15 protein-coding genes are annotated in these 12,971 nt (G+C 69.1%); 7 read left to right on the top strand and 8 right to left on the bottom strand.

Annotated elements, in window-relative coordinates; all coding sequences use genetic code 11:
• Positions 1-37: 37 nt before the first annotated feature.
• Entirely contained in the window at positions 38-934 is an 897-nt protein-coding gene (gene arsM, locus AB5J56_RS44040; RefSeq protein ID WP_369241989.1) for an arsenite methyltransferase, read from the bottom strand.
• A gap of 104 nt (positions 935-1,038) precedes the next feature.
• Here arsM and AB5J56_RS44035 point away from each other — a divergent pair, with 104 nt between their 5' ends.
• Genes AB5J56_RS44035 through AB5J56_RS44025 form a run of 3 tightly spaced genes read left to right on the top strand, consistent with a single transcriptional unit; the run spans position 1,039 to position 2,602 of the window.
• Positions 1,039-1,416 carry an ArsR/SmtB family transcription factor gene (locus AB5J56_RS44035; protein ID WP_369241987.1) on the top strand — a complete coding sequence of 126 codons (378 nt, stop codon included), beginning with the start codon at positions 1,039-1,041 and terminating at the stop codon, positions 1,414-1,416.
• The gene (locus AB5J56_RS44030; protein WP_369241985.1) at positions 1,413-2,147 is read left to right on the top strand and encodes an MIP/aquaporin family protein; all 735 of its coding nucleotides are present in this window, start codon (positions 1,413-1,415) and stop codon (positions 2,145-2,147) included. The genes AB5J56_RS44035 and AB5J56_RS44030 overlap by 4 nt, the downstream gene beginning before the upstream one ends.
• A 32-nt stretch (positions 2,148-2,179) precedes the next feature.
• Positions 2,180-2,602: an arsenate reductase ArsC gene (locus tag AB5J56_RS44025; RefSeq protein WP_369241983.1), complete on the top strand. Its 423-nt coding sequence runs from the start codon at positions 2,180-2,182 to the stop codon at positions 2,600-2,602.
• Between the two features lie 40 nt (positions 2,603-2,642).
• Here the strand turns inward: AB5J56_RS44025 and AB5J56_RS44020 are convergent, their stop codons facing one another.
• From AB5J56_RS44020 to AB5J56_RS44005, 4 genes are all read right to left on the bottom strand, one after another.
• Entirely contained in the window at positions 2,643-3,743 is a 1,101-nt protein-coding gene (locus AB5J56_RS44020) for a serine hydrolase domain-containing protein (RefSeq protein WP_369241981.1), read from the bottom strand.
• 260 nt (positions 3,744-4,003) lie between these two features.
• Positions 4,004-4,375, bottom strand: coding sequence for a VOC family protein (locus AB5J56_RS44015; RefSeq protein WP_369241979.1), 372 nt, complete (start codon positions 4,373-4,375; stop codon positions 4,004-4,006).
• A gap of 645 nt (positions 4,376-5,020) precedes the next feature.
• Positions 5,021-5,551, bottom strand: coding sequence for a hypothetical protein (locus AB5J56_RS44010; protein ID WP_369241977.1), 531 nt, complete (start codon positions 5,549-5,551; stop codon positions 5,021-5,023).
• 416 nt (positions 5,552-5,967) lie between these two features.
• Entirely contained in the window at positions 5,968-6,369 is a 402-nt protein-coding gene (locus AB5J56_RS44005; protein WP_369241975.1) for a hypothetical protein, read from the bottom strand.
• Positions 6,370-6,549: 180 nt separating this feature from the next.
• On the opposite strand from AB5J56_RS44005, the gene AB5J56_RS44000 reads away from it, so the two are divergent.
• Together AB5J56_RS44000 and AB5J56_RS43995 are read left to right on the top strand one after the other, a co-directional pair.
• On the top strand, positions 6,550-6,807 hold the full coding sequence (locus tag AB5J56_RS44000) for a hypothetical protein (protein ID WP_369241973.1): 258 nt from the start codon (positions 6,550-6,552) through the stop codon (positions 6,805-6,807).
• 314 nt (positions 6,808-7,121) lie between these two features.
• Complete coding sequence (locus tag AB5J56_RS43995) at positions 7,122-8,024, top strand: NADP-dependent oxidoreductase (protein ID WP_369241971.1); 903 nt, start codon at positions 7,122-7,124, stop codon at positions 8,022-8,024.
• Between the two features lie 201 nt (positions 8,025-8,225).
• Here the strand turns inward: AB5J56_RS43995 and AB5J56_RS43990 are convergent, their stop codons facing one another.
• Both AB5J56_RS43990 and AB5J56_RS43985 read right to left on the bottom strand, forming a co-directional pair.
• A complete protein-coding gene (locus AB5J56_RS43990) occupies positions 8,226-8,822 on the bottom strand; it encodes an NADPH-dependent F420 reductase (RefSeq protein WP_369241969.1) in 597 nt (198 codons plus the stop codon).
• Between the two features lie 41 nt (positions 8,823-8,863).
• Entirely contained in the window at positions 8,864-9,682 is an 819-nt protein-coding gene (locus AB5J56_RS43985; RefSeq protein ID WP_369241967.1) for a 3'(2'),5'-bisphosphate nucleotidase CysQ, read from the bottom strand.
• Between the two features lie 138 nt (positions 9,683-9,820).
• On the opposite strand from AB5J56_RS43985, the gene AB5J56_RS43980 reads away from it, so the two are divergent.
• Positions 9,821-10,714 (top strand): LysR family transcriptional regulator, encoded by an 894-nt coding sequence (locus tag AB5J56_RS43980; protein ID WP_369241965.1) that lies wholly within the window; start codon positions 9,821-9,823, stop codon positions 10,712-10,714.
• Positions 10,715-10,849: 135 nt separating this feature from the next.
• Here the strand turns inward: AB5J56_RS43980 and AB5J56_RS43975 are convergent, their stop codons facing one another.
• Positions 10,850-11,848 carry an NADP-dependent oxidoreductase gene (locus tag AB5J56_RS43975; protein ID WP_369241963.1) on the bottom strand — a complete coding sequence of 333 codons (999 nt, stop codon included), beginning with the start codon at positions 11,846-11,848 and terminating at the stop codon, positions 10,850-10,852.
• A 122-nt stretch (positions 11,849-11,970) separates the two neighbouring features.
• Between AB5J56_RS43975 and AB5J56_RS43970 the strand changes: the two genes are divergently transcribed.
• Positions 11,971-12,846, top strand: a complete 876-nt coding sequence (locus tag AB5J56_RS43970) for a LysR family transcriptional regulator (RefSeq protein ID WP_369241961.1) — start codon at positions 11,971-11,973, stop codon at positions 12,844-12,846.
• Positions 12,847-12,971: the final 125 nt, after the last annotated feature.

The following is a 12,971-nucleotide window of genomic DNA, read 5'->3' as shown; positions in this document are numbered from 1 at the left end:
GGCCTTCGGGCGTCGTCGGCCCCAACAGGGCGTGTTGTCAGTCCTGGCAGCCGCATCCTGACGCCGTCTTTGCCTCGGCGACGGTCAGGGCAGGGTCGACAGGCATCTCACCGGTGGTGCAGCAGGCGTTGACTCCGCAGCACGCACCAGCCGCCGAATCCCCCGCCTCCAAAGGCGCGTCGATGGAAACCGGCTTGGTGGCGCGGACAATGGCTGAGTGCATGCCGTCGGCGACGGCGTGGGTCGGGATGATCTCGACGTTCGTGAAGCCTGCCGCTTCGAGGCCTGCACGGTACTCGGCGAACGACAGAGCACCGGCGATGCAACCGACGTAGTCGCCTCGCTCGGCCCGCTGCTCAGGGGTCAGGCTGTCGTCGGCGACGACGTCGGAGACGCCGATGCGGCCGCCGGGCCTCAGGACGCGGAAGGTCTCGGCGAAGACGGCCGACTTGTCGGTGGACAGGTTGATCACGCAGTTGGAGATCACGACGTCGATGGTGCGGGCCGGCAGCGGGACCGCCTCGATGGCGCCCTTGAGGAACTCGACATTCCTCGCGCCCGCCTTCTCGGCGTTGGCCAGGGCGAGTTCGAGCATCTCGTCGGTCATGTCCAGCCCGTAGGCCTTGCCGGTGGGGCCGACGCGGCGGGCGGAGAGCAGGACGTCGATGCCTCCGCCGGAGCCGAGGTCGAGGACGCGCTCGCCCTCACGCAGTTCGGCGACGGCGGTGGGGTTACCGCAGCCGAGGGAGGCCGCTACCGCTTCGGCAGGGAGGGCGTCGCGCTCGTCGGCTGCGTAGAGCGTGGAGCCGAAGTTCTCGTCGACCTCGACCGGCTGCGGTCCGCAACAGGCACTACCGCCCTCGGTGACCTGCACCGCTGCGGCGGCGTAGCGCCGACGGACGGACTCGCGCAGATCGGTTGACTGCTCGCTCATGGCTCACTCCTGGGTGATGGGGCATGGCGGTGCCCGGAACGGCTTGTATTGACGTTCATTGATGCAACCTTGCGCCTTGAATCGAAAGACGTCAACATAGAGAGATGTCGAAACAAGAGCTTGTGGTGCTCGGCCAGGACACGGCTGATGACTGCTGCGCCGGGCTGACTGCCGCGCCACTGGACGACGAGCGTGCGGCGGAGCTGGCGAAGGTGTTCAAGGCCCTAGGGGACCCGGTGCGGCTGAGGCTGCTGTCGATGATCGCCTCCCGGGAGGGCGGCGAGGTGTGCGTGTGCGAGATGACACCGGCCTTCGAACTGTCGCAGCCGACGATCTCCCACCACCTCAAGCTGCTGAGGCAGGCCGGGCTCATCGACTGCCAGCGGCGCGGGACCTGGGTGTACTACTGGCTGCTGCCCGGCGCCCTGGACCGGCTCACCGCGTTCCTCGGCACGCCGCAGACCTCCGGAGCCACCTCGTGACCCCAAGTCTGAGCCGACGCGTCGTCGCCGAATTCATCGGCACCGCCCTGCTGGTCGCGGTCGTCGTCGGCTCCGGCATCCAGGCCACCGAGCTCTCCCACGACGTCGGTGTGCAGCTGCTCGCCAACTCCCTCGCCACCGTCTTCGGCCTCGGCGTGCTGATCGCCCTCCTCGGGCCCGTCTCCGGCGCGCACTTCAACCCCGTGGTCACCCTCGCCGTCTGGTTCACCGGCCGCCACACGCGGGGCGGTCTCCCTCTGCGGGATGTCGCCGCCTACGTGCTCGCCCAGACAACCGGGGCGATCGGCGGGGCGCTGCTGGCCGACGCGATGTTCGCCGAGCAGCTGCTGAAGTTCTCGACCCACGATCGCTCCGACGGGCACCTGTGGCTGGGCGAGATCATCGCCACCGCCGGGCTGATCCTGGTGGTCCTCGGTCTCGGCCGGATCGGTCGCACCTCGCTTGCTCCGGCCGCGGTCGCCTCGTACATCGGGACCGCCTACTGGTTCACCTCCTCCACCTCGTTCGCGAACCCCGCGGTGACCATCGGCCGGGCCTTCACCGACACCTCCGCCGGGATCGCGCCCGCCTCCGTCACCCCGTTCATCGCGGCCCAAGTCCTCGGCGCCGTACTCGGACTGGGACTTGTGACGGCGATCTACGGCCGTCCCGCTCCTGTGAGAGACGAAGTCGCCGTCCCCCACGGCGAACCCGAACTCGCCGCCTCCTGACCGTGCCCCCATTCCTGAGAAAGACGTCTGCCATGAGCACTTCCCCCGCGCGCCCCTCGGTGCTGTTCGTCTGCGTCCACAACGCCGGCCGCTCCCAGATGGGCGCCGCCTTCCTCACCCACCTCGCCGGCGACCGGGTCGAGGTCCGCTCGGCGGGCTCCGCGCCCGCCGACACGGTCAACCCGGCCGTGGTCGAGGCCATGGCAGAGCTGGGGATCGACATCTCCACCGCGGTCCCGAAGGTTCTCACCACCGAGGCCGTGCAGTCCTCGGACGTGGTGATCACGATGGGCTGCGGAGACGCCTGCCCCGTCTTCCCCGGCAAGCGGTACCTGGACTGGCAGCTAGACGACCCGGCGGGACAGGGCGTCGACGCTGTCCGGCCGATTCGCGGCGAGATCGAGCAACGCGTCCGTGGCCTGCTCGCCGAGCTCGGCATCCCGGTGGCGGCTTGAGCTCCGCACGGACGCCTGCGCAGGTCGTCGGTTCGGACCTCTAGCGGGCGCCACCCTCGCGCTCATCGCACAATGCGTGATCAACCAGGTCGGTGATGCCTTCGATCTGACGTGCGGCCGTGCCCTGGTCGCCTGGTCTGCTGTGCACGGAGACGGTAACTGCGGTCTTTCCGTCCGGTGTCGCGGCAGGCCAGACCAGGTAGCCGAAACCGTTGCCGCTGTGCCCCCAGTAACCGCCGCCGCAGGAGAGCGGTGTCCACTCGAGGCCGAGGCCGTCGCCTGTGCCCGCCGGCACGCCGTGGTCGTCGGGCACGTTGACGGTACGTTGCATCTCGGCGAGCTCGGCGGGCGCCAGGAGCTTGCCTCGCACCAGCGCCGTGAAGAACCTGTTGGTCTCCGCCGTTGTGCTGATCAGTGACCCGTCGGCGTCCCCGTCGAACGGAAGGTAGGCGATCGTGGTGTCGGTCATCGGCCCTCCCGCCTCGAACTGCTGGTAGTTGCGGGCGTGCGGCCGGGGCAGCGACGGCCGGTTGCCGGGTGCGATGGTGTGCGTGAGTCCCAGAGGGCTCAGGATCCGGGCCTGTACCTCCTGCTCCCAGGAGTGGCCCGTGATCGCCTTGATCACCATGCCCGCGAGGACGTAGTTCGTGTTGGAGTACTCCCAGCGCGCGCCGGGCTCGAAGGAGGGCGGATGGTTCATGGCCAGGGCGACGCGTTGTTCGGAGGTGTAGGTGGTCCAGCGGTTCTCTCGGTATCCCCGGGCGCTGAGCTCCGGAACAACGTCGTTGATGTAGTCGGGTAGCCCGCTGGTGTGCTGCAGAAGTTGACGCACGGTGACCCGGCGCCCGTCGTTTCCGTTGCCCTGCACCACCCCCGGAAGCCAGTGCTCCACGGTGTCGGTGAGAGACAGGCGCCCTTCCCCGACGAGTTGGAGCAGCACGGTCGCGACGTACGTCTTCGTCGTACTGCCAATCCGCACATAGCCGTTGCTCGGCACCTGCCGTCCGGTGGCAAGGTCTCCGACGCCGCTGCGGACAGTGCGCACCGCGTGAGCCGTCTGCAGTCTGACCGATACGCCGGTGACGCCGGAATCGCGCAGAGCGTCGGCGTCCCGTTGCAACCGGGAGGGTTGGTCAGCCACTGCTTCGGCTCCCGGAGGAACGAGCGCCGCCAGGAGCGCGGCAGCGAGAACAGCCGCTGCCCTGCGGGGGATTCGGGCTCGTGTGATCTTCATGAGGCAACCGTAGGAAGCGGCCGTCGGGCGGGCCATGCAGGTGTCCCGTGGTTCCGAGGTCGGGTTTTCCCTACGGCGTGCGGCTCGGGCAGGTTGCCAGTCCGCTTCTCCCTGCCTTCATGTCTCCATGTGCCCCTGTCTCCTTGTTGGGCGGGAAGCGCCAAGTCCTAGCCGATGAGCGTCTCCTTCGGGCGGACCACGCAGAACTCGTTCCCCTCCGGATCGGCCAGCACGGTCCACGACTCGCTGCCGTTCTGCCCTACGTCGGCCCGGCGGGCGCCGAGTGCGAGGATGCGCTCGATCTCGGCCTCCCTGTCCTCCGCGGTGCACGTCAGATCGAGATGCAGGCGGTTCTTGATGACCTTGCGGTCCGTCACCGGCATGAAGCAGATGCCCACCGGCGCGGTCTCGTCCGGCCCGATCACGACCTCCCGCTCCCGCTCGGACAGGATCCGCCAGTCCAGCACCTCGGCCCAGAACCGGGCCAGGGCGGGCAGGTCGTGGGCGTCGATGACGATGTGATGCAGCGAGATGGGCATGTCGGCCAGTGTGCCCGCCGATCGCCCGGTCTTGGCCCGGTTGGCAGGAGAGACCTGCTGTTCCCTTCCGAGGTGCGGAGACGAAGGGAACAGCAGGGCATCACTACGACTCGCTGCCGGGATCCTGCTCGGAATCTCGACGCGCGCCCAGGCGCCTCGCGATTTCACCGCTGATCGCCAAAGCCGCGGCGACGAGATTCAGAATTGAGCCGGCCGTCTCCAGAAAGCGCATAGGGGCAGAGCCCTTCCTCGGGACTCCGCCTTCGCCGAAGCACGCCAGAGTCCCGCACGTGACTACGTGTCAGGTTCTCTGTCGCGCCCGCCGGCCAGCCCGAGCTGGCATCCCCCCGGTTTCGAAACGGTCGCCCAGCCCTTCCGGCCTCCGCCTGCCTCCTGGAAGGGCACTCTGCCAGCGAGCCTACCCTCAACTCACCATACGTAGCCCGTGATTCCAGCGCCCGACGCCAACCCGGTGCTCGTCTCACAGGAGGTCGACCGGGACGATCGAACACGGCCAACACCAGCACAGGCGAGGCGCTACGCGGCCGTGATCGCGGCAAGCAGTCCCTCGGCCGCGTCGAACGCGATCGCCCCGTCGAGCGGGTTGGAGTAGATGCGCGACCGGCGGGGGCGTGGGTCTGAGCATCAGCTCCATGCGTTCCACAGCACAACGTCGACCCGAATCACGGTTCGATCGGGAACACGGGACGGCACGATGAAGGCGCCGCTCTGTCCCTCGGTCGTCACGAAGCAGTAGGTGCCCTCCACGTCCGCCTCGACGCGTACGGGTCGAGGCAGAGCTTCCGTCGCCAGTGCCGATTGGCAGTTATCCGGGTCGAGGCCGTACATCTCCGCCTCGGGATACAGCGCCGCGATGCCGCTGGTGACGACGATCCGGGTGGTCTTCCTGTCGTCGACACGCAGGTCCTCACCCTTGGCGGTCCGTATCGGCAGCCCCGAGTCAAAATCCGTACCGCCATCGGACAACGAGCCGGGGCTCAGCGGGAGAGCGACCGTTCCAGCCCAGGTCTCGCGGCTCGACGGCTCCGTAGTCGGATCACCTGGCTCATCCGACTCGCCGCCATCAATGGGCCCCTCGTCATCGCCTTCGCCAGTACTCGCCTCCGGATCATCAGTTGCGTCGGTGTCGCTATGGGTCGGCGGCGGTGCGCCCACAGCCCCTCCGGAGTCCCGCGTGGGCTGGAGAGCCGTCACAGCCACCGCCAGTACGAGACCGACCGCACCGAACACCACCACCCACCTCGTCCCGGCAAACCCCAACGCGCGTGCCCCTGCCGGTGTCGGCATGCGCACGAAGCCCTTCGCCCTCATAGGGGTGGACGGATCGCGTCGGGCACTGGTCCGAGCCCCAGTCCCGGACACTGCCTCGGCGCGGCCCACGGCGCCTCGCCCACCATCCCCGCGATTGCGCGCGGCCCCTCCCGGCTGCAGCCCAAGCACGGCTGCCAAGATCCGCCGCCCCAACGGCAGTTCACGCCAGGCGACCACGCGCGGCGTGGACGGAGCGCCCCGAGTGTCGCGGTTCAGGCCGAACAGCGCCGCCATGGTCCGGCGACCGATCCGCCCGCCGGTCACGGCTCGGCCCTCGTATCCACTCCGTCGGCGGGCGAGCCGGCGCCCGGCCCGGTGACCGCATCGCCGACCGTCTGCACCCGGCCGAGCTGGGTCAGCAGGGCAGGCGCCGACACGCCCACCACCAGAGCCGCGTACACACCGCTGATCTGTCCCGAGAGGCCGAACAGCAGGGCACACGCGGCGCCCAGGCCCATGTGCACCAGCGAGGCGACGGAATCCGGTATCAGGTCGAAGTACTCCCGGAAGCGCGGCGGCTCCTCCGGCTGATCGGCCGTGACAGCCGCTCGGCGGTGTTCGCGCCGCGCCTCCTGCCAGGCGATGGTCTGGTTGTAGACGTCGATCAGCCCACGCAGTGACCCGCCCGCGGCACCCAGCATGAGAAGTAACGGTCCATCCATGGCACGTCCCCCGATAGCCGACGTGTCTCCCCCGCGGTCCGCGACGGGCCGACCCTCGTTCACAAGGGTATTGCGTCGCCCCCGACGCCGGACCGGGCCGTAAACGCATTTGTGGCCCCCGGCGGGGCCGCTGCAGTTTCCGGACCTCTGTAACACCCCCAGCCCGACGTTCCCCCGGGCATGAGCATCCTGGACCAGTCCGGCCCCGTATACCGCGTGGCCTTCAACCCGTTCGGGCCGTTCGTCATCATGACCGCGACGGTCATCGGGGACGGCGAGACGGTCACCGTCGAGGAGCAGACGGACCGCGCCGCCCGGAAGTGCATGGCCTCGAATCCGCCGCTCCGCACCGAGTACGAACGGAGATTGCGCCACCGCTCGCCGCGGCACGCGTGGCGGGACTCGCCGCCTACCTGCTCTCCACGTCGAAGAATCTGACCCCGCGACCGTCGGAGAGGCCATCGCCACTCGCATTTGAGGGTGTAGCCGGTGGCTGAAGCCGCCCATCTCGAGCAGGGATCTCGTGGGTTCTCGACAGCCGCGCCTGCTCCTGTCCGCAGGCATGGGAACCGGACGGGGCTGTGTGGGGCGAGGTGGCCCCGGAGGCAGCTCGCCACGTGTCGGCGGTCATGACGTAGGGTCGATGTATCGGGGTAGAAACGTGCTCTGGGGCCGAGCGGATAGCCGGACAGGGAGTACGCGCACACGCGGTATCGGACGATCCGCCACTTCTTCCACGGAAGGAGTGCGTCATGAGGGCAGCACAGTTCAGCCGGTTTGGCGGCCCGGAGGTTCTTGAGATCGTTGACCTCCCCGATCCTCATCCCGGCGCCGGAGAGATTCGGATCAAGGTCCGTGCCGCGGGGATCAACGCCAGCGACTGGAAAAAGCGTCAGGGTCTGATGGACCAGGCACTGCCACAGACTCTGGGCTACGAGGCTGCGGGCATCGTTGACGAGATCGGCGACGATGTCTCGGGTGTCACGGTTGGCGACCGGGTCTTCGGAGCCTCACCATACGGAGCCGCCCAAGCGGAACTGGCCGTGCTGTCCTATTGGGCCCCGATCCCGAACTCGCTCGACCATGCGAGGTCTGCAGCGATCCCTGCGGCAGCCGAGACCGCAGCGCGCTCGCTCGACCAGCTTGGCGTCACGGCGGGCAGCACCGTGCTCATCAGCGGGGCATCGGGCAGCGTCGGGAGTGCCGCTGTCCAACTCGCTGTGGAGCGCGGCGCGCGCGTCATCGGCACGGGTAGTGCAGGCACGCACGATGCCCTCCGCTCGCTCGGGGCTGAGCCCGTGGCATACGGTGACGGGATGCCGGACCGAGTCTGGGCAATCATGCCGTCGGGTGTCGATTTTGCACTGGACGTCGCCGGCAGCGGTGTCCTTCCCGAACTCGTGGAGCTCGCGGGCGCGCCCGAGCGCGTGATCACGGTCGCCGACTTCCGGGGCGCGCAGGAGACGGGCGTCCGCTTCAGCCGCGGCGACACCGGCCGCGCCACCTACGCGCTGGCCCAGGTAGCTCAAATGGCTGAAACGGGACGATTCTCCATCCAGGTCGGCCGGGCCTTCCCCTTGACCGAGGTGGCCGACGCGCACCGCGTCGGCGAAGCCGGGACTCTGCGCGGCAAACTCGTGCTGCTCGCGGACTGACCGGTCTTCGAAGGGACTCTGGACGCGTATCTCTGCGGCGGCGTCGGCGAAGTTCTTCGGGATGCGGAGGTAGCGGCGCGGGTCGGTCTGCTCCGGCAGCCTGAGCGGCAGCGCAAGCGCCTCATGCAGCGGGAAGAGCCACTCACGCATCAGCTCCCGGCGCTTGCGGGTCAGCAGCCCTGGCGGTGCACTGCGTGCGGATCAGCGGGCGATCGAGATCGCGAAGGGTGCGAATCCGCTGGACCGAATCACGTGCGGAACGAACAGTATCGCGGCCTCCGTGGCGCGGGCGGTCTGGATCCCGCCGAGATCAGTGATCCACTCCTTGCGCCAGCCGAGATTGATGAGCAGTTCACGGACGGTCTGCTTGGCCTGCGGGTCCTCGCCGGAGAGGAAGGCGTCGGGCGCCTGGGTCAGCGTGGCGGGCGCGGTCATCACCGGGAAGAGCATGGTGTTGAGCGTCTTGACGACGCGCGTTTCGGGGAGCGCTTCCTGGAGTTGCTCGGCGAGGCTTGAGCCGGGGTAGATCAGGTCGGCGGGCAGTCCGTCCGGTCCGTCGACGGTGGCGTTGGAGACGTCGACGAGAATCTTGTCGCGCAGTTCCTCGCGCAGGGCGACGAGCCGCTCCAGCGAGCCGGCGCCCGGGGTGGCGTTGATGACGATCTGGGCTGTCCGGGCAGCGTCGGCGGCGGCGCCCGGCGCGCGGTCCGCCACGGTCACCTCATGCCCTGCCCGGATGAGTGCCGTGGCCAGGTTGCCGCCGACGCGGCCGTTTCCGAGAACTGCGATCGTGGTCATGATGATCTGGTCCTTCCGTGCGTGCAGGTTGTGGTGCGCGGTCAGCGTGAGAGCGTGGCGACGGCCTCGGCGTGGATGCCGGGCGCGGCGGCCAGGAAGCTCTCGCTCTGCGGGGTCCAGGGGCGGCCCTCGGCGTCGGAGATCTGTCCGCCGGCCTCGGTGACGAGCAGTGCCCCGGGCAGCAGGTCCGCGCGGGCGCCCGCGAACTGCCAGAAGGCGTCGATCCGGCCGGCGGCCACGTTCATCAGGTGCAGGGTCGCGGGCACGGCGGTGCGGACGACGAGCGCGTCGAAAAGCATCGCGGTGATCGAGGAGCCGACGCGCCTCACGACCTTCTCGTCCTCGTCCGGCCGGGCCTGGCTGATGGCCACGATGCTCAGGCCGAGGTCCACGGTCGGGGAGACGTGCAGCGGCCGGCCGTCGAGGTGGGCGCCCGCGCCGGTGAGCGCGGTGTAGGTCTCGCCCGTCAACGGCAGGTGGACCACGGTGAGCACCGGCTGGTTCTCACGCACGAGGGTCGCGGTCACCGCCCACTCCGGCAGCGCGTGCAGGTGGTTGACGTTGCCTTCGGCCGGATCCACGACCCACCATTCGCCGGGCGGCAGCGCCCCGCCGTCCAGCTCGTCCTCCACCCAGCCGGCCTCCGGGCGCAGGCGGGTGAGGCGGGGGCGCAGGATGTCGAGGGCCGTGTCGTCGTTGACGGCGAGCGCGCGCATCAGCTCTTCGCGGGTCTGGTAGCGGACCACCTCGCCGAAGCGCTCGCGCAGCGCCGAACCAGCCGCGCGCACGGCGATCGCGGTCTGGCCGAGCAGGTCGGCGTCGGAGGTGACGACGTCAGTGGTCTGAAGCGTTTCGGACATGGCGGTACTCCCGTGTGAGGAAGGGGTGTTGAGGCCGGTCGGATCGAGCTGTGCGTTCCGTCTTGCGCTCTGCTCTCGAAGGTATAGAGCCCCGTCATTAACTTCAAATGCATGTTAAGCACGGATAGGATTACTCACATGCAATTGGATTTGAACCTGCTCACCGCGCTCGACGCGCTCCTTGAGGAGGGGAGTGTGGCCGGGGCTGCCGCGCGCCTGCACGTCACCGCCCCCGCGATGAGCCGGAGTCTGGGCCGAATCCGGCGCACGACCGGGGATCAGATCCTGGTGCGCACCGGCCGCACGATGACCCCGACGCCGTATGCGATCGCCGTCCGGGAGCAGGTGCACGAGCTGCTGCACCAGGTCCAGGGGGTGCTGGCACCGAGCCGTGAACTCGATCTGGCAACGTTGGAGCGCACTTTCACACTCCGCTGGCACGATTCCCTGGTCGCCTTGAGCGGCCCCGCGCTGCTCGCGGCTGTCCGCGGACAGGCCCCGGGCGTGCGATTGCGCTTCGTCGCCGAATCAAGCATCGACACCCCCGAGTTGCGGCGCGGCGAGGTCGACCTGGAGGCGAACGCCAACCGCCCGAGCGCACCGGACATCCGTGCCGAGAACGTAGGCGAGACCCGCCTCGTCATCGTCGTGAGGCAGGGGCACCCCCTCACCCGCGTCAGGACCGTCACCGCAAAGCGGTACGCCGCCGCTGAGCACATGACCGTCTCGCGACGAGGAAACCTCAGCAATGCCCTCGACGACGCCCTCGCGCGGCTCGGCCTCACCCGCCGCGTGGTGGCGACCGCGCCCACGGAAGCGGCCGCGCTGGAGTTCGCGCGCGGCTCCGATCTCCTGATCAGCGTCCCGGAAGCCACCACGAGGTCCGCGGTCGCCGACCTCGGCCTGGTCGTGCTCCCTCTCCCGCTCGAACTGCCGTCGGCACCGATATACCTGTCGTGGCATCAGCGCTACGACACAGACCACGCGCACGCCTGGCTGCGAGGGCTGGCGCGAACCGCGCTAGCCATGTGAACGCGGTCGCGAAGCCCGAGTTCGCCATCGTGAAGGTCCAGGTGGTGTCTTCGGCCAGGACCGCTTCCGGCTCGGGCACATTCAGCTCGTCCACGGCGTGCGCGCAGTTCGCCACCGCCTGCTGGAGTTCGGCGATCACGAGACCACTGTCAGCACGATCTTGCCTTGGAGGTGGCCCTGCGCGGCTCGCGTGTGTGCGTTGCCCGCCTCGGGCAGCGGGTAGGTGCTGTCCACCCCGACCTGGAGCTTGCCCCTGTCGAACAGGCGCCCGATCTCGGCGAGTTGGGGGCCGTTGGAACGCACCTGAATGTTCGAGACTGTGATGCCCACACTCGTCGTCTCTTCCGGGTCGTACTGGGCGAAGAACACCGGAAGCATGGTGCCGCCGCGCTTGAGCACGGTCAGGAAGCGTGAGCTGTCGGGGCCACCGACGGTGTCGATCACCAGGTCGACACCGCTGACCGTGTCCGCGGCCTGCGTCCTGGTGTAGTCGATGAACTCATCGGCGCCGAGCTTGCGCAGGAACTGTTCGTGCCGGCCCGAGGCCACCGCGATGACGCGTGCCCCCTTCCATTTCGCCAGCTGCACCGCGAAGTGGCCCACTCCGCCGGCGGCCCCGTTGACCAGCACGGTCATCCCTGGCGTGATCGGCACCGGCTGGTGCACCTGGCCGGTGAAAGGAGACGGCACGTCGTGGCCGAGATCAACCAGGTACTGCCAGGCCGTCAGCACGGCCATCGGCGCCCCAGCCGCCTGCACGTGGTCGATACCGGCCGGCTTGTGAGCCAGGTCCGAAGCCGGCGCGGCCACGTACTCGGCGTATGTCCGGCCGTCGAATCCGGGGAACCGCAGCATGCCGAAGACCTCGTCACCGACGGCGAACCCCAGCACGTCCGGAGCAACCGCCTGAACCACGCCCGACATGTCCGTTCCGGGGATCAGGGGGAACTCCAGCGCCGGCCTCATCTCGGCCGGCATGACTTTCATCCCCTCACGCAGGTACCAGTCCGGCGGGTTGATGCCCGCCGCGTGCACCCGGACGAGCACCTCGCCCGGGCCGATCTCGGGAACCGGCACCTCGTCATACTGCAAAACTTCCGGCCCGCCCGCTTCGTGGAACTGGATCGCCTTCATCGCGCCTGTCGCTTTCTTGGGGAAACGTTGCTCCTTCAGTCATGGCCCAGGACGGCATGGCCGTCCAAGACCGGTTCGGCAACCTGATCATTCCGAAACGGCATGACCCGTACCCTGGAAGGGTGAACGATCTCGGACAGGATCTGGAACTGCGGCTGGTGCGCTACTTCACCGTGGTGGCGGCGCACCAGCACTTCGGCCGGGCCGCCGCCGACTTGCACGTGGCCCAGCCGGCGCTGAGCCGCCAGATCCAACGGCTCGAGAAGCATCTCGGCGCACGACTGCTGGACCGCGTACCCCAGGGCACCCGGCTCACTGCGGCCGGCCAGAGGTTCCTCCCCCGGGCCCAAGCCCTGCTGCAGGCCGCCCGCCAGGCCGAGCTGGCCGTGCGTGAACAAGCCGAGACCGAGCGAATCGCCATCGGCTACGTTGAGGACCTGGTGATCACTGCCGCCGTACGGGAACTGCGCCGCCGTTACCCGGACGCCGAGATCGCCACCCGGTACCTGAGCTGCCGCGACGTCGGGGCGCTGTCCGACAAGCGCGTCGACGCCCTGATCGCGCGGGCCCCGCTGCCGCTCGCCGCCGACGACGTGTTCACCACCCCGCTGTACGAGGAGCCCCGGATGCTCGTGGTTCCGCGCGGCCATCCCTTGGCCGACCGCGCGTCGGTGACCGCGGAAGAACTGGCCGGCGAGGAGGCGGCGCCGTGCGCGTTCGAGACCGCGGACTGGACTTCCTACCGGATCCTCGGGGCCGGCGTGCCGCCGATCGAGAGCTACGAGGACAAGCTCGAACTCGTCGCGAGCGGCAGGGCGATCGCCGTGCTACCGGTCGGCGATCGGCGTAGCTCACTGCGTCCCGACCTCGTGACCGTCCCGGTCGAGGGCGCTCCCCCGAGCCAGGTCGTCCTGGTCAGCCGCAAGGGCGACCCGAATCCGATGATCAGGAATCTCCGGCTGGCGGCCAAGGCCGTCCTGACCGCCCCGGCAGCCTGACCGGGACCCGCTCGGCACTGAACTGCCCCAAGCGGTGCTCACGCGCGCTGTGTTCGTCGCGCATCTGCCGGGATCGCTCGGAGTTCGCAAGCAGCCGTTCCGCGCCGAAGAAGACCGCGGCGCCC

Origin of the sequence: Streptomyces sp. R21 (assembly GCF_041051975.1) — a bacterium.
In the GTDB taxonomy this organism is placed as follows: Bacteria; Actinomycetota; Actinomycetes; order Streptomycetales; family Streptomycetaceae; genus Streptomyces.
The sequence above is the reverse complement of the archived record's forward strand: the minus strand, read 5'-3'. Positions and strand labels throughout refer to the sequence as shown.

Bases quoted from the DNA above. Each gene is read 5' to 3' on its own strand.
- arsM (WP_369241989.1), bottom strand. From the start codon at position 934: ATGAGCGAGCAGTCAACCGATCTGCGCGAGTCCGTCCGTCGGCGCTAC.
- AB5J56_RS44035 (WP_369241987.1), top strand. From the start codon at position 1,039: ATGTCGAAACAAGAGCTTGTGGTGCTCGGCCAGGACACGGCTGATGAC.
- AB5J56_RS44025 (WP_369241983.1), top strand. From the start codon at position 2,180: ATGAGCACTTCCCCCGCGCGCCCCTCGGTGCTGTTCGTCTGCGTCCAC.
- AB5J56_RS44015 (WP_369241979.1), bottom strand. From the start codon at position 4,375: ATGCCCATCTCGCTGCATCACATCGTCATCGACGCCCACGACCTGCCC.
- AB5J56_RS44005 (WP_369241975.1), bottom strand. From the start codon at position 6,369: ATGGATGGACCGTTACTTCTCATGCTGGGTGCCGCGGGCGGGTCACTG.
- AB5J56_RS44000 (WP_369241973.1), top strand. From the start codon at position 6,550: ATGAGCATCCTGGACCAGTCCGGCCCCGTATACCGCGTGGCCTTCAAC.
- AB5J56_RS43995 (WP_369241971.1), top strand. From the start codon at position 7,122: ATGAGGGCAGCACAGTTCAGCCGGTTTGGCGGCCCGGAGGTTCTTGAG.
- AB5J56_RS43990 (WP_369241969.1), bottom strand. From the start codon at position 8,822: ATGACCACGATCGCAGTTCTCGGAAACGGCCGCGTCGGCGGCAACCTG.
- AB5J56_RS43985 (WP_369241967.1), bottom strand. From the start codon at position 9,682: ATGTCCGAAACGCTTCAGACCACTGACGTCGTCACCTCCGACGCCGAC.
- AB5J56_RS43980 (WP_369241965.1), top strand. From the start codon at position 9,821: ATGCAATTGGATTTGAACCTGCTCACCGCGCTCGACGCGCTCCTTGAG.
- AB5J56_RS43975 (WP_369241963.1), bottom strand. From the start codon at position 11,848: ATGAAGGCGATCCAGTTCCACGAAGCGGGCGGGCCGGAAGTTTTGCAG.